This window comes from Hyphomicrobium sp. CS1GBMeth3 (genome assembly GCF_900117455.1).
Taxonomy (GTDB): domain Bacteria; phylum Pseudomonadota; class Alphaproteobacteria; order Rhizobiales; family Hyphomicrobiaceae; genus Hyphomicrobium_C.
The window spans coordinates 1,181,763-1,199,628 of the sequence record NZ_FPHO01000002.1; the positions used below are offsets into that span (position 1 = coordinate 1,181,763).

The 17,866-nt window shown below is 64.1% G+C and carries 18 protein-coding genes; 6 read left to right on the forward strand and 12 right to left on the reverse strand.

Going from position 1 to position 17,866, the window contains the following annotated elements; translation table 11 throughout:
• Nucleotides 1-29: 29 nt before the first annotated feature.
• The 3 genes from CS1GBM3_RS05775 to CS1GBM3_RS05785 form a co-directional block, all read right to left on the reverse strand.
• Nucleotides 30-1,829 carry an ABC transporter ATP-binding protein gene (locus CS1GBM3_RS05775; RefSeq protein WP_072392574.1) on the reverse strand — a complete coding sequence of 600 codons (1,800 nt, stop codon included), beginning with the start codon at nt 1,827-1,829 and terminating at the stop codon, nt 30-32.
• A gap of 402 nt (nt 1,830-2,231) precedes the next feature.
• Entirely contained in the window at nt 2,232-3,020 is a 789-nt protein-coding gene (locus CS1GBM3_RS05780) for an SDR family NAD(P)-dependent oxidoreductase (RefSeq protein WP_072392576.1), read from the reverse strand.
• A gap of 65 nt (nt 3,021-3,085) precedes the next feature.
• Nucleotides 3,086-4,000, reverse strand: a complete 915-nt coding sequence (locus CS1GBM3_RS05785) for a LysR family transcriptional regulator (protein ID WP_072392579.1) — start codon at nt 3,998-4,000, stop codon at nt 3,086-3,088.
• 104 nt (nt 4,001-4,104) lie between these two features.
• On the opposite strand from CS1GBM3_RS05785, the gene CS1GBM3_RS05790 reads away from it, so the two are divergent.
• From CS1GBM3_RS05790 to CS1GBM3_RS05805, 4 genes are all read left to right on the forward strand, one after another.
• Entirely contained in the window at nt 4,105-4,323 is a 219-nt protein-coding gene (locus CS1GBM3_RS05790; protein WP_072392582.1) for a DUF1127 domain-containing protein, read from the forward strand.
• 58 nt (nt 4,324-4,381) lie between these two features.
• On the forward strand, nt 4,382-5,017 hold the full coding sequence (locus tag CS1GBM3_RS05795) for a LysE family translocator (protein ID WP_072392585.1): 636 nt from the start codon (nt 4,382-4,384) through the stop codon (nt 5,015-5,017).
• On the forward strand, nt 5,014-5,643 hold the full coding sequence (locus tag CS1GBM3_RS05800; protein WP_072392588.1) for a 2-hydroxychromene-2-carboxylate isomerase: 630 nt from the start codon (nt 5,014-5,016) through the stop codon (nt 5,641-5,643). The genes CS1GBM3_RS05795 and CS1GBM3_RS05800 overlap by 4 nt, the downstream gene beginning before the upstream one ends.
• A 321-nt stretch (nt 5,644-5,964) precedes the next feature.
• Complete coding sequence (locus CS1GBM3_RS05805) at nt 5,965-7,053, forward strand: GGDEF domain-containing protein (protein WP_083567133.1); 1,089 nt, start codon at nt 5,965-5,967, stop codon at nt 7,051-7,053.
• Between the two features lie 24 nt (nt 7,054-7,077).
• On the opposite strand, the gene CS1GBM3_RS05810 is transcribed toward CS1GBM3_RS05805, so the two are convergent.
• From CS1GBM3_RS05810 to miaA, 7 genes are all read right to left on the reverse strand, one after another.
• Nucleotides 7,078-8,946: a putative bifunctional diguanylate cyclase/phosphodiesterase gene (locus CS1GBM3_RS05810; RefSeq protein ID WP_072392591.1), complete on the reverse strand. Its 1,869-nt coding sequence runs from the start codon at nt 8,944-8,946 to the stop codon at nt 7,078-7,080.
• Between the two features lie 282 nt (nt 8,947-9,228).
• Nucleotides 9,229-9,477: a hypothetical protein gene (locus CS1GBM3_RS05815; protein WP_072392594.1), complete on the reverse strand. Its 249-nt coding sequence runs from the start codon at nt 9,475-9,477 to the stop codon at nt 9,229-9,231.
• Nucleotides 9,478-9,652: 175 nt separating this feature from the next.
• Nucleotides 9,653-10,672, reverse strand: coding sequence for a ketol-acid reductoisomerase (gene ilvC, locus CS1GBM3_RS05820; protein ID WP_072392597.1), 1,020 nt, complete (start codon nt 10,670-10,672; stop codon nt 9,653-9,655).
• Between the two features lie 185 nt (nt 10,673-10,857).
• A complete protein-coding gene (gene ilvN / locus CS1GBM3_RS05825; protein ID WP_072392599.1) occupies nt 10,858-11,406 on the reverse strand; it encodes an acetolactate synthase small subunit in 549 nt (182 codons plus the stop codon).
• On the reverse strand, nt 11,403-11,903 hold the full coding sequence (locus CS1GBM3_RS05830; RefSeq protein ID WP_072392602.1) for a hypothetical protein: 501 nt from the start codon (nt 11,901-11,903) through the stop codon (nt 11,403-11,405). Before CS1GBM3_RS05830 ends, ilvN begins: the two co-directional genes overlap by 4 nt.
• A gap of 68 nt (nt 11,904-11,971) precedes the next feature.
• Nucleotides 11,972-13,738: an acetolactate synthase 3 large subunit gene (locus CS1GBM3_RS05835; protein ID WP_072392605.1), complete on the reverse strand. Its 1,767-nt coding sequence runs from the start codon at nt 13,736-13,738 to the stop codon at nt 11,972-11,974.
• Nucleotides 13,739-13,852: 114 nt separating this feature from the next.
• Nucleotides 13,853-14,785: a tRNA (adenosine(37)-N6)-dimethylallyltransferase MiaA gene (gene miaA, locus CS1GBM3_RS05840; RefSeq protein WP_072392607.1), complete on the reverse strand. Its 933-nt coding sequence runs from the start codon at nt 14,783-14,785 to the stop codon at nt 13,853-13,855.
• Between the two features lie 59 nt (nt 14,786-14,844).
• Here miaA and serB point away from each other — a divergent pair, with 59 nt between their 5' ends.
• Entirely contained in the window at nt 14,845-15,777 is a 933-nt protein-coding gene (serB, locus tag CS1GBM3_RS05845) for a phosphoserine phosphatase SerB (protein ID WP_072392610.1), read from the forward strand.
• Nucleotides 15,778-15,811: 34 nt separating this feature from the next.
• On the opposite strand, the gene CS1GBM3_RS05850 is transcribed toward serB, so the two are convergent.
• The gene (locus CS1GBM3_RS05850) at nt 15,812-16,477 is read right to left on the reverse strand and encodes a hypothetical protein (RefSeq protein ID WP_072392613.1); all 666 of its coding nucleotides are present in this window, start codon (nt 16,475-16,477) and stop codon (nt 15,812-15,814) included.
• A 185-nt stretch (nt 16,478-16,662) separates the two neighbouring features.
• On the opposite strand from CS1GBM3_RS05850, the gene CS1GBM3_RS05855 reads away from it, so the two are divergent.
• Nucleotides 16,663-17,112, forward strand: coding sequence for a pseudoazurin (locus CS1GBM3_RS05855; RefSeq protein WP_072392616.1), 450 nt, complete (start codon nt 16,663-16,665; stop codon nt 17,110-17,112).
• A gap of 9 nt (nt 17,113-17,121) precedes the next feature.
• Here the strand turns inward: CS1GBM3_RS05855 and CS1GBM3_RS19750 are convergent, their stop codons facing one another.
• Complete coding sequence (locus CS1GBM3_RS19750) at nt 17,122-17,865, reverse strand: SDR family NAD(P)-dependent oxidoreductase (protein WP_072393765.1); 744 nt, start codon at nt 17,863-17,865, stop codon at nt 17,122-17,124.
• Nucleotide 17,866 lies beyond the last annotated feature (1 nt).

Sequence of the window (17,866 nt, forward strand, 5' to 3'; positions counted from 1 at the left end):
GAGATCGACCGGGGCCGCTTTTTATTGCCCTACTCCGCCGCGCGGAGGTCTCCCGACTGGCGCTCGAACAGATGCCGGTAGCGTCCATTCGGGCGACGGATCAGCTCGCCGTGCGGTCCGTCCTCGACGATGCGACCCTTGTCGAACACCAGGATCCGGTCCAGCGCGCGCACCGTGGACAGGCGGTGCGCGATGACGATCGCCGTGCGCCCTTTCAAGAGACGCTCGATCGCCGCCTGGATCAGCTGCTCCGACTCCGAGTCGAGACTCGACGTGGCCTCGTCCAGGATCAGGATCGGCGCGTCGACCAGGAACGCGCGCGCGAGCGCGATGCGCTGGCGCTCGCCGCCCGACAACTTCACGCCGCGCTCGCCGACAAGCGTCTGATAGCCCTTCGGCAGGCGCGTGATAAAGTCGTGCGCATTGGCGAGGCGCGCTGCGTGCTCGTTCTCGGCCTGCGACGCGCCCGGACGGCCGTAGCCGATGTTCTCCGCCAGCGTGCGGTGGAATAGGATCGGCTCCTGCGGGACGATGGCGATCTGCGCTCGCAGCGATTGCTGCGTCGTCGCCGCCACGTCCCGCCCGTCGATCACGATGCGGCCGCCGGTGACGTCATATAGCCTCTGGATCAGCTTCACGAACGTCGTCTTCCCCGAGCCCGAGCGACCGACGAGGCCGACGCGCTCGCCGCCACGGATGGTCACCGACAAGCCCTCGTAGAGCGGCGTCGCGTGGGCACCGTAATGGAACACCACGTCCTCGAAGCGAATCTCGCCGCGCTCGATGCGCATCGGCTTGGCGCCCTCGCGGTCGACGATGCCGATCGGCGTGGCGTGCAGCTCGACCAGCTCATCCATCTCGTTGATGGAGCGCTGCAGGTTGTGGACGTGCATGCCGACGTCCCGAAGGTAGCCGTGCACGACGAAGTAGGTCGTCAGCAAGTATGTCACGTCGCCCGGCGTTGCCTTGCCGGCCCACCAGAGCCAAAGGCCTGCACCGGCCAGGGTCGAGCGGACGAACAGCAACACGACGTGCTGGCCCGTTCCCGCAAGCGTGTGGCGGAACCACGTGCGCGCACTGCGCCGCCGCCATCTCGCCACGACCGCCGCAAGGCGCACGTCCTCGCGATCCTCGGCACCGTAGGCCTTGACGACGGGGTTGTTGCCGAGCGCGTCTGCGAGCGTGCCGCCGATGCGCGTATCCCAGGCGTTCGAGAGCCTGGACGCGGGCGCGATGTAGTAGACCGCCAGCGAGACCGTCATCGTAACGTAGGCAAGTGCGCCCATCGCGACGATCAGGCCCATCAGCGGCCACTGCACTGCGAGCAGCACCGTGGTGGCGACGAGCACGAACGCCGACGGCAAGAGCGCCAGCAGAAGCGTATCGTTCAACTGATCGACCGCCCACATGCCGCGCGTGACCTTGCGCATCACGGAACCGGAGAAGCTGTTGGCGTGCCAGTCGGTGGAGAACCGCTGCACGCGCGCAAACGTTTCCTGCGCGATGTCCGACATCATGCCGAGCGACAGCGGAATGACGCCCATCCAGCCGAAGTGACGCAGCGCCACCATACCTGCACCCAGCGCGACCATGATGCCAAAGGCCTCGAGCGCGCGCGTGAGGGCGACGTCGCGCGCCTCGCCGGCGAGCAACAACGCGTCGACGAGGCGTCCCGAGAAGAACGGGATGAACACGTCTGCCAGCGTGGCGAGCAAAATCGCGCCCGCAACGCGGGCGACGAGGAGCTTGCGCCGGCGCCAATGGCCGGCGGTGTAGGCCAGTACAGCGTTGATCGCCGTGCGGCCGCCAGTGCGGTTCTCGCTTGTCATTTTCGTGCCGGCGCAGAAGCGCCGTCTCCAACGGAAGTGGGACACTTCGGACGCACGAGCAGCCGGGCGTCCGCGGTCCAAATCAGATTTTTATTGAGGTTTGCCCTGTGGGCTCGAAGGTCGCGCTGCGACCCGGGACGGCTGAGCTAAGAGAGCCGAGCGGTCCAAACCGGGTGAAGGCGCAGGCGTGTGACGATCATGCTGTCCTCCCCGGTTGCGTTGAAGATATGCGGCTCATACCAGCGCGTCGCATCGTTGGCAAGGCCACGCGAGCCAAGTGCCGTCGTCGCGATCGACGTCTCGCAGCCTTATTCGGCGATTTGATGGCCGTCGTGCAAATTCCGGGATCGCTCGTTCCCGACGCGGTTTTCGCGTCGGGAACGATTGAAACTCTCACAAGCGTTAGACAACGCTGCGAACGAGGCCGCCTTCGGCGCGGATGGCGGCGCCGTTGATGGCCGCAGCGTTGTCCGACACCACAAAGGCCACAACGTCGCCGATTTCCTTGGGGTCGATCAGGCGGCCGATCAGTGACGACGGGCGGTTCTCCGCGATGAACTTGCGCTCGGCCTCGGCGAGGCTCAGGCCACCGTAGATGCTCGTAATGAATTCCTCGACGCCGGGCGTGCGCGTCGGCCCCGGCAGCACCGAGTTCACCGTCACGTTCGTGTTCTTGGTCAGCTCCGCAAGGGAGCGCGCGATCGACAGCTGCATGGTTTTCGTCGCGCTGTAGTGGGCCATCTCGGGCGCCGGGCTGACGCCGGATTCGCTCGAGATGAACACGACACGACCGTGGCCGCGGTCGAGCATGCCGCGCAGGTAATGGCGCGAGAGACGCACGCCGCTCATGATGTTGACGTCGAACAGGCGCTGCCACGCCTCGTCCGTCTCGTCGAAGAAGCCGACCGCTTCGTAGATGCCGAGGTTGTTGACGAGGATGTCGGCCGACGGCACGGCGGCGATCGTCGCTGCGCAGCCTTCAGCGGTGCCGTTGTCGGTTGCAAGAGGAACGAGATCCGCATTCGGAAGCCCGGCACGCACGTCGGCGATCGCCTTGTCGACGCTCGCTTGCGTTCGTCCGTTGATGACGACGCGGGCGCCTTCTGCGGCGAGAGCGCGGGCGATCTCGAGGCCGATGCCGCCGGACGACGCGGTCACGAGGGCCGTCTTGTTCGCGAGATTCAAATTCATTCGTAGACCTCGTTGCTCGGGTTGGATCAGCTTCCGTCGTCCTACGCACCGAATGCCAGCGCGGATCAGGTCGCCGCGGACGAAATCGCTTTTTTACCGGTACGCGCCGACCGGCGGCCGCGATTTACCGATGCAAATTCCTCACGCAGCACGGAAGCAAGCTCGGTTGCCATGTCGTTCTGCGTGTTGCGCGGCAGGTAGAGGTTCACGTGGCACGTCGGCAACTTAGGAAGGCCGGCAGCCTCGCTTAAGAGAGCGAGACTTGCGGGCGCGGCACACGACAGCATCGGTGCCACAGCGAGATCTGCCTCGAGGGTCGCGATCATCGGCTCTAGACTGTTAGACTCGCTCACGGGCCGCCACTGGCGATGCCATTTCGCCAGCGCCGCCAGTGCATACGGACGGAAGGCGCAGGTCTCCGCGCCGAGAGAAACCGGGAGCGGATCTCGCCGATAGGCATCGCCTCCTGCCGCGCCGACCCAGACGAGCTGGTCCACGAGCAGACTTTCGGCGCGCGCGGGGCGGGCGGCCTCCGTCGTCAGCGTGAGATCGAGCTCGCCGCGGCCTAAGGCGTCGAGCAGCAGGCGCGAGGTGCTCGTCACCAGAGAAACACGCACATTCGGGAAGCGCTTGTCGAAGCGGCGCAGCACCTCGGGCAGGAAGCGGGCGACGAGGTCATAAGGCACGCCGAGACGCACCTCGCCTGCAAAGGCCGGCGCGGCCATGGCGCGCCAGGTTTCGTCGTTGAGCCCGATGAGCCGCTGAGCGTACGGCAACAGGCGCCCGCCGTCGGGGCTCAACACAAGCCGGCGTTGTTTGCGCACGAACATCGGCTTGCCGAACAGCTCCTCAAGGCGGCGGATCTGCTGGCTGACCGCCGCTTGCGTCAGACTCAACATCCCGGCGGCTTCGGTCACAGAGCCGGTCTCAACGACCGCGTTGAAGGCTCTCAGGAGCCCGATGTCGATGTTGCGCGCCATGAAAGTATCATAACGATCTATTATGCGACTGATGCATTACATTTGCTTCACTAATATGAACATGTGCCTTAAGAGACGGCTCCGCGCAATCCCGGAGCATCATCATGGACCGCGCACTGCATCCCTCGGACACAATCGCGACGCGGCCGGCGCGCCGGCTCCTGCGCACCCTCGTCTGGGCAGAAGCCGTGTTCCGTACGGTCCGCGAGCGCCGTCAACTCATGTCGCTTGACGAACACGGCCTCAAGGACATCGGCATGAGCCGCGCCGACGCCTACTGCGAATGGAGCCGCCCGTTCTGGGACGTCCCTCGCGACCGATGAAAAGCCTGCGGGCCATCGTCTATCCTGGCCCGAACCTTATCCTCAAGCTGTGGTCCTGATGCCGCCCGAACTTTCGCTTTCGCTCGTCGGATACGCAATCGCCGCCTCCATTACGCCCGGTCCCAACAACCTGCTCGTTCTCACGTCCGGGCTCAACCATGGCGTGTCCCGCTCGCTGCCTCTGGTGACGGGCATCAGCCTCGGGTTTGCTTTGATGTTGATTGTAGTCGGCATCGGACTAGGCTCGATCATCCGTTCGAGTCCTGGTTTTCATACTGCCGCGAAGGTGCTTGGCCTCTCGTACATGCTGTGGCTGGCCTGGAAGGTCGCGTGTAGCGCGCCAAGCTTCGGGGCTGCGGACTCGCGTGCCGCCGAGCCGCTTTCGGCTGTGACGGGCGCGCTGTTTCAGTGGGTCAACCCCAAGGCGTGGGCTATCGCGCTATCGGCAACGGCCGTCTTCTCGGTGCCCGATGCGCCAACCGCGAGCTTGGCGTGGGTTGCGTGCGTTTTCCTCGTTGTCGCGCTGGCCTCGCTCAGTGCGTGGGCCGCGTTCGGCAACCTGATGCGCCGGCTCATCGACAGCCCCGCCCACATTCGTGCTTTCAACATCGCCATGGCGCTGCTGCTCATCGCGAGCGTGTTGCCGATCGGCTACGATCTCGTGGCCCAGCTGCAAGGAGGTCCATTGCCGTGAGCGCGTCGCACCTCGATTTCTGGTTCGATTTCGGGTCGACTTATTCGTATCCCGCCGCCGAGCGCATTCGGCCGCTCGCGGACGCGGCCGGTGTCGCCGTCCGCTTTCGCCCCTTCATGCTGGGCGCCATCTTCAAGGCCCAGGGCTGGAACACGTCTCCGTTCAACATCTATCCGAGCAAGGGGCGCTACATGTGGCGCGATCTTGCGCGCATCTGCGCCGATCTCGACCTGCCACTCGTGCAGCCGGATCCCTTCCCGCAAAGCAGCCTCCTCGCTGCCCGCGTTGCAGTTGCCGCCGCGGATCAAGACTGGATTGGCGACTATTGCGTCGAGGTGTTTCGTGAGGCATTCACCCGCGGCCACCCCATCGCGGAGACTTCCGTGATCGAGGGCGTCGTCGCGCGCTGCGGCGGCGACGGACGTCTCTATATCGAGGAGGCCCAGCGCACAGAGGTAAAGGACAGACTGCGCGCGGAGACGGACTACGCGGCGAACCTCGGCATTTTCGGTGCGCCGACGTTCATTGCTCCCGACGGCGAGCTGTTTTGGGGAAACGATCGCCTCGAGCGCGCAATCGCGTGGTCGATAGGCTCTGTCTCCCCTGCTCGTGCTTCGACTACCTAAGAGAATATTTCCCTCTTAGGCTGCGGATCGCCCGCGCATGGAGTTTTCTTCCGACGTAACCGCGAATCACTTAGTCTGCCGACATTTACAATGTCCGCGTGTGCCGGCGTTGATTTAGAGCCTACCTGAAGAAACGTCTGTTGGCTGCGCGATCAGCGACACCAATTTCGTCACTGTCTGAGTTTTAAATTGTCAGGCTGTCGTCTGACGATTTTCGTCTTACGACTTATGGTCTATTTTATCACATGTCAGAATGGACCAATAAGACATAGTTTTTAGCTATCTCTGTTGCCCTTGCAGGGTGTCGCTCAAAGTGCCCTCATGATCTCTATTCGAGACCTGACCCTTGTCCAGCGCACCATTTTCGGGGTCGGCGCAGCCGTTGTCGCGGCGGCGCTAGTGGTGCTTGCCATAGCATCCGATCTCAACCTCGCCCCGCTTCGGACGTTGACTTCAACGCACACGGATGGTTCGGGGACGGTGATCGCGACGCACTATAACGCGGTTGCTTTTCTCGGCCTGGGGCTGATTGCCTTCGCGGCGATCGGAATTCTTGCGCTCGGCGTGACTGGAATGGCGCGTCTCATTCCCGACCTCGCAGCCACCGGCCCCTCAGCTGCAATCGTACGGGCGGGGCGCAATCTTGAGCAGGAACTGGCGCGGGTTCTGGGCCTCATTCGCGCGCACATTGCAACGAACGATAGCTACGCGAAATCGCTCGCGAACGCGCAGGCCCGGCTTTCCGGGCTCTCTGAGGCCGAGCAGGTGCGTGTTATCGTGAGCCTGCTGGTGGCCGAAAACGAACGCATGCGGCGCGATTCCGAACAGCTCAAGTTGAGTCTCGAGGACTCGCATAGCCAAATTTTGACACTGCGCTCGAGCCTCAACCATGTGCAGCAGGTGGTGCTCAAGGATCCGCTCACCGGCACCGGCAATCGCCGCCAGTTCGACGCCACGATGGGAAGGGCCATCCAGGAGAGCGACGAGCGCTCCCAGCCGCTTTCTCTCATCATGTGCGACATCGACCACTTCAAGCGCGTCAACGACGCTTTCGGGCACCAGATCGGCGACGAGCTGATCAAGATGTTTGCGCGCGTCATCGAACAGAACCTCCGCGAGGCGGACACCGTGATCCGCTATGGCGGTGAGGAGTTCGCCATCATTCTTCCGATGACCGATCAGACCGTCGCCATCTCGATTGCAGAGCGCATCCGGCTCCAATTCGAAAGCAAGCGGCTCACGATCCGCGAGACGAGCCAGAAGATCGGACAGCTCACGGCTTCGTTTGGCGTCGCCGAATACCGCTCCGGAGACACGGGCGAGGATCTCGTGCAACGGGCGGATGCGAAGCTTTATGACGCCAAGTCGAGGGGAAGAAACCGCGTCGCCTCGTTCGGGGACGGGGATTGAGGCTCGGCAACAGCGGGCCAGCTCTCACATTCCAAAGGCCGAGACCGAAGCCGTGCGTGGCTGCACGGGATACTCGGCTGTCGTGACGTCCTTGTAGTACGCGATCGGCATCGGCTTGCCGATCAGGAAGCCCTGGATCTCGTTGCAGCCCTGCTCCTGAAGCTGCTTGAGTTGCGCTGCCGTCTCCACGCCCTCCGCCACGACGATGCGCCCCATGGCGCGGCCGAGCCCCATTATCGTGTTGACGATGGCCGCTGCGTCGTGGTTGCTCACCATGTCGACGATAAAGCTCCGGTCGATCTTGATACGATCGAACGGAAACGACCGAAGCGTCGAGAGCGACGAATAGCCGGTTCCGAAGTCGTCCATCGCGACGGTCACGCCCTGCCCTTTGAGCTTCTCAAGCGTCTCAAGCGCCGCATCCGGGTCGCGAATGAACAGGCCTTCCGTGACCTCTATCTCGAGGCGCCAGGGTGCGACGCCCGTTTCGAGCAGCGCCTGCTCGACGAGCGCGGCAAAATCCGCGTGCACGATCTGCGCCGGCGAAACGTTGACGGCAACGCGCAGGTGCGAGGGCCAGCGCGCCGCCTCAGCCAGCGCGCGGCGCAACACATAGGCGCCGATCTCCTCTATGGCGCCGCAACTTTCGGCTGCCGGAATGAACTTGGATGGCGGCACGAAGCCGTGGATCGGATGCTGCCAGCGCAACAGCGCCTCGAAGCCCTTCACCTTGCATGTCGCGGCATCTGCCTGCGGCTGAAAGACAAGGGAGAGCTGGCCCGCACCAACCGCAGCGGCCACATCGCGCTCGAATGCCTGTCGCGCACGCGTCTCGGCATCCAGGCGGGCCGTATAGAACGCGTAGCCAGGCCGGCCCGAGCTCTTCACCTCGCGCAGGGCCGCATCTGCCCGGCCCATCAGTGCGTCGAGATCGGTGCCGTCGAGAGGGAAACGCGCAATGCCGATGCCTACGCCGACGTGGAGCAAGGTGTCCGGACCCAGACGGTAAGGCTCGCGGACCGACCGGCTCAGAGCCTCAGCCGTGTGCTCGAAGTCACCTTCGGCAGCCCTGCCCGTCGTCACGAGGAAAAACTCATCGGCCCCGAGCCGCGCCACCAGATCGGCATCCGGAAAATTGCTGCGGATGCGATCGGCGACGGCAACGAGGATCTGGTCGCCGATCTTGTGACCGCGCTCAGCGTTCAGCCTCCGGAAACCGTCGAGGTCCGCATAGAAAGTCGCAACCTCGCTACCGAGCGCCTTTGCACGCTTGAGGATATCGGGAAACCGCTCGGCGAGCAGCGCCCGGTTGCCGAGGCCGGTCAGGGCATCGGTATAGGCGAGCTGACGGACACGGCCCTGGGCCTCCCAATGCTCGATGGCGACGGCGCAAAGATGAACGCAGCGACTGACGATGAGCCGCTCGATGCGGCTCGCGCGTCGGGCGCGCCGCGAGTAAAAGGCGAACGTGCCAACCACCCGGCCATCGTGCGATTTGATCGGGCTCGACCAACACGCCTTGAGGCCGAAGGCCTGTGCGAGCTGCTTGTAGGGCGCCCAGCGCGGATCGGTGTTGATGTTGACCACCTCGACGTCGACGCCATGGTACGCCGCGCTGCCGCAGGAGCCCACCATAGGGCCAATCTCGATACCATCGATATTCTGGGAATAGGCGTCGGGCAGCGACGGTGCAGCGAGCGGGCGCAGGCGCCTCGCGTTGTCGACCCGGAGAACAGAGCAAATGGCGTTCGGCGCGATCTCTTCCGCGCGCCGACACATCAAACTCATGACGTCAGCCAGATTCTCGCCAGATGCAACCCCGACAAGAATTTCGTGCTCGACGTCCTTGAGCCGGCTCTCAACGCTCCGGCCGCGTGTGCTCTTGCCGCTCACCGTGTCATCTCCCGATGGTGGCGTATGCGAGCTGCTCTTGACCGTCTGGGTCGGCGACACCGGCCTGGGAAGGCTTCAGAGAGGCCGGCTGTTGTCCCACGTCAACGGTTTCCGAACTGATAATTGCTTGACACAATTGGTAGGCAACAGATTCCGGTTTTCTAAGGTCACCAAAGGCTTGTCGTTAACGGGATGTTCACCTTGGCGCGACGCCGAACGCACCTCCGGCGAAGAAGCGTCCCCGATACGAGACAGCCCCATATCGGGGAGCGGCAGGACGCCTTAGAGGCAACCGAGTCCCGGATAGCCGCAAACGTAGAGATCCAGGGCGCGGTTGACGCAACAGGCTTGGTTCGAGCCGCAGGTCCACGTTTTCAGCTTGCCGGCGTTGGTCTTGGCCTTGCAGGTTTTCTGGCCGGGTTTGGCGGCAACCGCAGCCTGCTGCTCGGGACCCTTCAGGGCATCGAACGCCAGTGTGCCAACGACAGCCATGACAGCCGCCAGACCCAACGAGATGATTGCGCGTTTCATGGTTACACTCCCCGTATTAGTTGCTTGCGCAAGGTCAGCATGCCCCCAAACGGCCAGGCTTTCCAGAAGCCGATCCTCGAAACGCGAAAGCCCGCCCGGAGAGCGCGGACTTTGCGCAACAACGGGCGGGCTTGCGTGACGGGCAGGGAGGCCGCGAAACGTCCGCGGCTCTCGATCAGTTGCGGCCCTTGTCGACCAGCTTGTTCTTGGAGATCCAGGGCATCATGGCGCGCAGCGTGGTGCCGACCTCCTCGATCTGATGTGCGTCGTTCAGGCGGCGAATGCCTTTGAAGCGCGCGGCGCCGGCCTTGTACTCCTGCATCCACTCGGACGTGAACTTGCCGGTCTGGATGTCAGCGAGGACGCGCTTCATCTCTGCCTTCGTCTCGGGGGTGATGATGCGCGGGCCGGTTACGTACTCGCCCCACTCGGCGGTGTTCGAGATCGAGTAGTTCATGTTGGCGATGCCGCCTTCGTAGATGAGGTCGACGATCAGCTTCACCTCGTGCAGGCATTCGAAGTAGGCCATCTCGGGGGCGTATCCGGCTTCCACCAGCGTCTCGAAGCCGGCACGAATGAGCTCCACGAGGCCGCCACAGAGAACGGCCTGCTCACCGAAGAGATCTGTTTCGCACTCTTCCTTGAACGTGGTCTCGATGATGCCGGAGCGGCCGCCACCGACGCCCGAAGCGTAGGAGAGCGCGATATCGTGGGCGTTGCCCGAAGCATCCTGATGGATCGCGATCAGGCACGGTACGCCACCGCCCTTCTGGTACTCGCCGCGAACGGTGTGGCCCGGGCCCTTCGGCGCGATCATGATGATGTCGACCGTCGACTTCGGCTCGATCAGGTTGAAGTGAATGTTGAGGCCGTGCGCAAACGCCACCGCCGCGCCGTCCCGGATGTTGGGCGCGATCTCGTTGCGGTAGATGTCGGCCTGGAGCTCGTCCGGCGTCGCCATCATCATGAGGTCGGCCCAAGAGGCCGCCTCGGCAACGGACAGGACGCGCAAGCCGTCGGCCTCGACCTTCTGGGCGGTCGCGGAGCCGGGCTTCAGCGCGATGCGGATGTCCTTGGCGCCGGAATCCTTCAGGTTCAGCGCATGGGCACGTCCCTGGCTGCCATAGCCGACGATAGCAACCTTCTTCGACTTGATCAGATTAATGTCGGCATCACGATCGTAATAGACGCGCATCGGTCTCTCTTGCGGTTTGAACATTAAAAGGTGGGTGGAAAGCGCGAGGCCGACGTCCCAGACGGACTGAAGAGCGGGCGCTTCCGGAAGGCGGGCGGACGTTACACCGCGGATCGGCGCCGTTTCAACGGCGAAGACGCGCGGTGCCTGAAGAACAAGGGCTTTCAGGCTCTCTGGCTCGGGGGTTACATCGCGGCCGCCCCGCGCCCGATGGCGGCGATGCCGGTGCGCGCAACCTCGACCATCCCCAACTCCGTCATGAGGTTAATGAAGGTCTCGATCTTGCTCGGCTTGCCCGTGACCTCGAAGACGAAATGCTCGGTGGACGTGTCGACGACTTGGGCGCGGAAGATCTCCGCCATGCGCAGCGCTTCGAGGCGCTTGTCGCCTTTGCCGACCACCTTGACGAGTGCCAGCTCGCGCTCGAGGGAAACGCCCTCCGAAGTCAAATCGCGCACGCGATGAACGGGCACCAGGCGCTCGAGCTGATGCTTGATCTGCGCCAGCACGGCGGGCGTGCCGCGCGTGATGACCGTGATGCGAGACAGGTGCTTTTCGTGCTCGGTCTCGGTCACCGTCAAGCTGTCGATGTTGTAGCCGCGGCCAGAGAACAGCCCGATGACGCGCGCGAGAACGCCCGGCTCGTTGTCGACGAGCACGGACAGCGTCCGAGTCTCGACCTCCTGCTTGAAGGCGGGACCCGCGTAATGGGTTTGTGGGTTTGGGTTGATCATCGGGGCTCGTTCTTTTCTTTCTCTTTCGCTTGCTTGTCCTGGACCGCCTTGACGGCTTCCGGGAAAACGAGGGCGAGGAACACGGGGAGCCCGTGCTCGTCGACGATGCGCTTCACGTTGTCGGCGTAGGCCTGAGATTTTTTGTACTGGCCGAACGCCATGGAGATGCGCTTGCCCATGCTCTCGGCCAGCATCTGCGGCGAGGGCACGCCGTGCTTTTCGAGCATCTCTGGCGGCATGCGGGAGTAGACCTGCACCAACGTGCGCGTCTCCAGGTAGTCTTGCGCGATGCAGGACTCGAAACCTTCGCCATACTTCGACGAGAGGCTATGGGTCTTGTAGCAGTTGTCGATCAGCTCGTAGGCCGCCTTGGCGCCCTTCGCGCGATGCAGGCGGCCAAGCCGCTCCGCCGCGCCGCGAATGCTCGCAACCTGATCCCAGCCGGCCGTCTCGGGCTGATCTATCGCCGGCGCCTCGCCCGCTGCCCACGCTGCCATGCTGCCGGCTGCACAGAAAGCAGCGGCGGAGAGCGAAACTGCGGATGAACGGAGGCGGCCGGTTTTCCTCACACGAGTACCTTTCCTTCTTTGCCGATCGCCTTCGACACCTCCTCGTCGGAGACGTCCTCGCCGAGCAGCATCTCGTTGTGCGCTTTTCCGGACGGGATCATGGGGAAGCAGTTGGCCAGCTTTGCGACACGGCAATCGAAAATCACCGGCCCCTTGGTGTTGATCATCTCGCGGATGGCGTCGTCGAGATCAGCGGGGTGGTCGCAGCGCATGCCGGTCCAGCCGTAGGCGTCGGCGAGCTTCACGAAGTCGGGAAGCGCCTCGGTGTAGCTGTGCGACAGACGATTGCCATGCAGCAGCTGCTGCCACTGACGCACCATGCCCATGTACTCGTTGTTCAAAATGAACACCTTCACCGGCAGATCATACTGAACGGCCGTCGAGCATTCCTGGATGTTCATCAGGATCGAGGCGTCGCCTGCCACATCGACGACGAGCGACTTCGGATGCGCCATCTGCACGCCGATCGCGGCGGGCAGGCCATACCCCATCGTTCCGAGGCCGCCGGAGGTCATCCAGCGGTTCGGCTCCTCGAAGTGGAGGAACTGGGCAGCCCACATCTGATGCTGGCCGACCTCGGTGGTGAAGTAGACGTCGCGATCCTTGGTCAGCTCGTTCAGCCGCTGACATGCATACTGCGGCATGATGAAGTCGGTCGAGTTCTTGTAGGAAAGCGACTTCCTGGCGCGCCAGCCGTCGATGTCCTTCCACCACGACTTCAGCGCGGCCTTGTCGAGTTGCGGCGCCTTGGCTTTCCAGACGCGCAACATCTCCTCGAGCACGTAGGCGCAATCGCCGACGATCGGCAGATCGACGTGAATGTTCTTGTTGATCGACGACGGGTCGATATCGACGTGGATCTTGCGCGAGCCCGGCGAGAAGGCATCGACGCGGCCCGTGATGCGGTCGTCGAAGCGGGCGCCGATGTTGATCATCACGTCGCAGTCGTGCATGGCCATGTTGGCCTCATAGGTGCCGTGCATGCCGAGCATGCCGAGCCACTGCTTGTCGGACGCAGGATACGCGCCGAGGCCCATCAGCGTTGAGGTGATGGGGAAGCCGGAGAGCCGCACGATCTCGCGCAGCAGCTGGCTGGCCTTGGGGCCCGAATTGATGATACCGCCGCCGGTGTAGAATACGGGGCGCTTGGCGGAGGCCATCAGCTCCACGGCATCGCGCACGGCGGTCGGCTCCGGCTTGACGCGCGGCTTATAGGTCTTGTGCGCGATGTTCGACGGGCCGACGTAGTTGCCGGTCGAAAACTGCACGTCCTTCGGGATGTCGATCACGACCGGGCCAGGGCGGCCGGCTTTGGCGATATAGAACGCCTCGTGCAGGATGCGCGCGAGGTCGTTGATGTTCTTGACCAGCCAATTGTGCTTCGTGCACGGGCGGGTAATGCCGACCGTGTCGCATTCCTGGAACGCGTCGTTGCCGATCAGGTGCGTCGGCACCTGGCCGGTGATGCACACCAGTGGGATGGAATCCATGAGCGCATCTGCGAGCCCGGTGACGGCATTAGTGGCGCCGGGGCCGGAGGTGACGAGCGCGACGCCGACCTTGCCCGTCGAACGCGCATAGCCTTCCGCAGCGTGCAGTGCACCGCCCTCCTGGCGGACCAGGATGTGGTTCACCTTATCCTGCTGGAACAGCTCGTCGTAGATCGGCAGCACGGCGCCGCCCGGATAGCCGAAAACGTGCTCGACGCCCTGATCCTGGAGCGCCTTGATCACCATTTCGGCGCCCGTCATCGTCCGTGCCATTGAAGTCTCCGCATGCCGCACAAATTGCGTTAGCCGCTCCCCGCGCATCACTGCCGGACGGCCGTTCCCTAGGGTGTCTGGAAGCCGGGAACCTAGGGGGCGGAAGATGCAGGGTCAAGCTTTAGATTTAATAAAATCTACTAAACTTGCGGCAAAACTTTCCGTTTCTTGCGTATCTATCCATTTCCACGTAATCATATTTCTGCGCAACCAGGTGAGCTGCCGTTTTGCGTATTGGCGCGTCTCCGCCTTGGCGGCCTCGGCCGCCGCCTCCAAGTCCAGCCTCCCCACCAAAAGCTCGGCCAAGGGTTTCACGCCGAGGGCGCGCATGACGGGCAGCTCGGGACTCAATTTCTGGTCCAGGAGCGCGCGAACCTCATCGAGCGCGCCGGCGTCCATCATGGCGTCGAAGCGTGCATCGCAGCGCCGGCGCAGTTCGTCTCGCTCGGGCGACACGACGATCGCGTGCCCCTCGCGCACGGCGACGACCGGCTCGCCCGGCTGCTCCTGCCACCGCGCGAGCGAGATGCCCGTCGCGTCAAGGACTTCGAGCGCGCGCACGATGCGCTGCGGATCGGTCGGCAGGAGGCGCGCCGCCATCTCGGGGTCGCGGGCTTTCAGCATCTCGTGCAGCGCGGCGGCTCCCTCCTCGCTCGCACGGGCACGCCAGTGTGCGCGAATGGACTCCGGAATGGACGGGACTGGCGAAAGCCCTTCAACCAAGGCCTTGAAGTAAAGGCCTGTGCCGCCAACCACGATCGGGATGCGGCCCGCCGCTTCGGCTTCGGCGATGGTCGCGCGCGCTTCAGTTGCATATCGCGCCGCAGAATAGGCCTCTCGCCCTGGCACGTGGCCGTAGAGGCGGTGCGGCGCACGGCGCTCATCGTCCTCGCTCGGCCGCGCGGTCAAGACGCGCAGCTCGCGATAAACCTGCATGGCATCGGCGTTAATCACAATACCACCGAGGCGCTCGGCAAGGCTCAGAGCGAGCGCAGACTTGCCCGAGGCCGTCGGCCCTGCAATCAGTATGGGGGCAGGATACGTCATGCCCGCTTTCTAGCCGAGCCGGCTCCCTTCCGCATTATCTGCCGAGTACCCGATTTTCGATGCACGATCCCTACACGCTCGTTCTGACGGCCGCGCCGGCATCGGCTGCGATCACCGACGCCGTGACGGAGGCGGCCCTCAGCGTTCTCGGCGGTGTGCCGGCAGATGCGCGCTGGCTTTCGCCCGGCGAGGCGTGGGAAGCGCGCATCGATCTCGCCACCGATGACGTGACCAGCCGGCGCGAGGCGATCGAGGCCGCGATCGGCCCGGCGCCGATCGACGTCAACGTCGTCAGAGGCAACGCCGCGCTGCGGCGCAAGCGACTGCTCGTCGCCGACATGGAAAGCACGATCATCGAGCAGGAGCTCGTCGACGAGATCGCGGATCTCACGGGACGGCGCGCGGAGGTCGCTGCCGTTACGGAAGCGGCCATGCGCGGAGAGCTCGATTTCGAAGGCTCGCTCGTGCAGCGCGTTTCTCTGTTTGCGGGGCTCGAGGCGCACCGGCTCGAGGAGATCCTGGAGCGCGTCACTCTTACGCCGGGCGCGGAGACGCTGCTTGCGACCATGCGCGCGAACGGAGCCTGGACGGCGCTGGTCTCGGGCGGCTTCACGGTTTTCGCCGAGCGGATCGCGGCTTCGCTCGGCTTCCATGCCGTGCACGCCAACGTGCTCGAAATCGAGGGCGGGCAGCTCATGGGCCTCGTGCGCGAGCCCATCCTCGGCCCACAAGGCAAGGCCGAGACCACGCAACGGCTCATCGACGAGGGCGGCATCGATGCTTCGCAAGTGGTGGCCGTCGGCGACGGTGCCAACGACGTCGCGATGCTGGCGGCTGCCGGGCTCGGCGTTGCGTTCCATGCCAAGCCGGTTCTCGCCGCGCAGGCGCGTGCTTCCGCCAATGGCGCGGTGATCGCGCACGGCGATCTCACTGCACTACTCTACCTGCAGGGCTATGGCCGGCATGAGTTCGTGACACGCCTGCCTTCCTAGACGCCCCAGAAGGCCCGCGGACCATGCGACCGCCTTACGCGCGCCCAATGGCGCGCGCAAGCGCGAGCCGGATGCGGCCAGCCGCCTGCTCGAGCCGCGGTTTCAGGCGCATCCATGCGCGCGCGATCTCGATGCGCACGCGTGTCTTGAGCATCCGGCCGTAACGCCAGACCCACGACGCGCGGATCCATTCGAACAGCGCTTCCTTCCACGGCATGATGATGTCATAGGCGGTCCTGAACCAGCCGATCTGCATCAACGCAGGACGCGTCAGCAGGAAGATGCGTGCGATGAGCGCGGTGGACGCGATCTTGGCGCCGATGAACAGAAGGCTCGCGGCCGCCACCTGACCGGTGGCGAGGAGATAGACCGCGACGAACTTCAGCGGAAACAGAAGCGAGGTCGGCAATGCGAGCGCGGCCAACGCGCCATAAGGCGGCAAGCCGGCAATGAACAGCTCGATCCGCTGCCAGAGCTTAAAGCGCGTGAGATAGGCGAGCGCCTGGACCAGTGGCCGCCAGCCCCACTCCTCGAAGAGGAGGATAAGCGCGGCCACGACCTGAAGCGCAAAGCTCAACGGCGGGCGGATCAGATACCATAGCGCGCGCAGCGCCACGAGGCCGTGTACGACCACACGCCTGAGACGCGGCGCCATTGCCTGCCACGCGGCTCGGATCTGGTCGCGCAACCGCTCTGCCATTGCCGCACCTTCCCGATACTGTCCTTGCAAAAGACTACACGGCAGGCCCCTACGCGTCATTCACCGTTGTCAGTGAGGCAGCCGCGCGCGGATCGTCACAGCGCGTCACAACAGCGTTTGACAGCGCACCGCTAATTCTATACTTCCATGATCAAGAATTTTTCAGAAACCTGTAAGGAGGAATCATGACCTCACGTTTCGGCCGCGCCGCCGCTGCTCTTCTGCTTGCCGCCGTATTCGCGAGCCCCGCGTCCGCCGAGGAGCACGAAGTCAAGATGCTCAATACCAACGGCAAGGGCAAGTTCATGCTGTTCGAGCCGGGGTTCATCAAGGCGAAGGTCGGTGACACGGTGAAGTTCATCCCGACAGCCAAGGGACATAATGCCGAGGCGATCCCGAAGCTTTGGCCGGAAGGCGCTGAAGAGTTCAAGGGCAAGCTCAACGAAGAGATCGTGCTCAAGATCGAGAAGCCTGGCGTCTACGGCATCAAATGCATGCCACACTATCCGATGGGCATGATCGCGCTCATCGTGGCCGGCGACGAGCTGCCCAACAAGGATCAGCTCGAGAGCTACAAGCCGGCCGGCACGGCGCAGAAGCGCTACGAAGAGCTCAAGGCTCAGGTCGGGCAGTAAGCTTTCGCCTCAGCACCAAGTCCGTGCAGCACCCGCAGCGTCGAGGATATAACCCGAGATGCTGCGGCCTTTGTTGCTTGCGAGCTCCAGCGCGACCGTTGCAAGATCCGCGTCGGAGGCCTGCGCGTCTCCGCCCATGGCGGCGATCGAGGACGGCGGCGCGACGGCGTTGACGCGAATGCCGTCGTTTGCCCACTGAGCTGCCAGTCCGCGTGTCAGCGCAGCAAGCTCGGCCCGCAGGATGTCAGCGAACATCATGGCGCGCCCGCCGGCGGCCTCCTCGACGCGCACCACGTTGAGGATCGAGCCCTCGACCCACACCAGTCGCATGCGGTTGGCGGCGACCTCGGTGAGACGCAGCGGCAAGCGCAGCGTGTCGGAGATCAGCGTCTCGACATCGCCCGACGTCTCGAGGCGCCCAACCGCTTCCGCGTGCACCAGCGCCAGATTGATGACGGCGTCGAAGCCGCCCACCTCCTGCGCCACGGACTGAACGAGACGCGTAGCCTGCTCCTCCGTCTCGAGCGGCGTGTTGTAGAGCCGGATCTCCGCAGGGCTCTCGGCGAGCACCGCCGCGAGCTCGGTCATCTCCGGGCTTTCCTCCGGCGACTGAAGGATGAGGTGCGCACCGCGGTCGGCAAAGGTGCGGGCGATGTCGAAGCCAAACGCAGACGTCAGACCGGTCATGAGAACGCGGGCGCCCGCAAGCTCGGGCAACGCAACAGATTCGCACTGGCGCGCAATCACGCTCATC

What these genes read in the sequence shown, in the direction of transcription:
- CS1GBM3_RS05775 (WP_072392574.1), bottom strand. Translation starts at nt 1,829, where the DNA reads ATGACAAGCGAGAACCGCACTGGCGGCCGCACGGCGATCAACGCTGTA.
- CS1GBM3_RS05780 (WP_072392576.1), bottom strand. Translation starts at nt 3,020, where the DNA reads ATGAATTTGAATCTCGCGAACAAGACGGCCCTCGTGACCGCGTCGTCC.
- CS1GBM3_RS05785 (WP_072392579.1), bottom strand. Translation starts at nt 4,000, where the DNA reads ATGGCGCGCAACATCGACATCGGGCTCCTGAGAGCCTTCAACGCGGTC.
- CS1GBM3_RS05790 (WP_072392582.1), top strand. Translation starts at nt 4,105, where the DNA reads ATGGACCGCGCACTGCATCCCTCGGACACAATCGCGACGCGGCCGGCG.
- CS1GBM3_RS05795 (WP_072392585.1), top strand. Translation starts at nt 4,382, where the DNA reads ATGCCGCCCGAACTTTCGCTTTCGCTCGTCGGATACGCAATCGCCGCC.
- CS1GBM3_RS05805 (WP_083567133.1), top strand. Translation starts at nt 5,965, where the DNA reads ATGATCTCTATTCGAGACCTGACCCTTGTCCAGCGCACCATTTTCGGG.
- CS1GBM3_RS05815 (WP_072392594.1), bottom strand. Translation starts at nt 9,477, where the DNA reads ATGAAACGCGCAATCATCTCGTTGGGTCTGGCGGCTGTCATGGCTGTC.
- ilvC (WP_072392597.1), bottom strand. Translation starts at nt 10,672, where the DNA reads ATGCGCGTCTATTACGATCGTGATGCCGACATTAATCTGATCAAGTCG.
- ilvN (WP_072392599.1), bottom strand. Translation starts at nt 11,406, where the DNA reads ATGATCAACCCAAACCCACAAACCCATTACGCGGGTCCCGCCTTCAAG.
- CS1GBM3_RS05830 (WP_072392602.1), bottom strand. Translation starts at nt 11,903, where the DNA reads ATGGCAGCGTGGGCAGCGGGCGAGGCGCCGGCGATAGATCAGCCCGAG.
- CS1GBM3_RS05835 (WP_072392605.1), bottom strand. Translation starts at nt 13,738, where the DNA reads ATGGCACGGACGATGACGGGCGCCGAAATGGTGATCAAGGCGCTCCAG.
- miaA (WP_072392607.1), bottom strand. Translation starts at nt 14,785, where the DNA reads ATGACGTATCCTGCCCCCATACTGATTGCAGGGCCGACGGCCTCGGGC.
- serB (WP_072392610.1), top strand. Translation starts at nt 14,845, where the DNA reads ATGCACGATCCCTACACGCTCGTTCTGACGGCCGCGCCGGCATCGGCT.
- CS1GBM3_RS05850 (WP_072392613.1), bottom strand. Translation starts at nt 16,477, where the DNA reads ATGGCAGAGCGGTTGCGCGACCAGATCCGAGCCGCGTGGCAGGCAATG.
- CS1GBM3_RS05855 (WP_072392616.1), top strand. Translation starts at nt 16,663, where the DNA reads ATGACCTCACGTTTCGGCCGCGCCGCCGCTGCTCTTCTGCTTGCCGCC.
- CS1GBM3_RS19750 (WP_072393765.1), bottom strand. Translation starts at nt 17,865, where the DNA reads ATGAGCGTGATTGCGCGCCAGTGCGAATCTGTTGCGTTGCCCGAGCTT.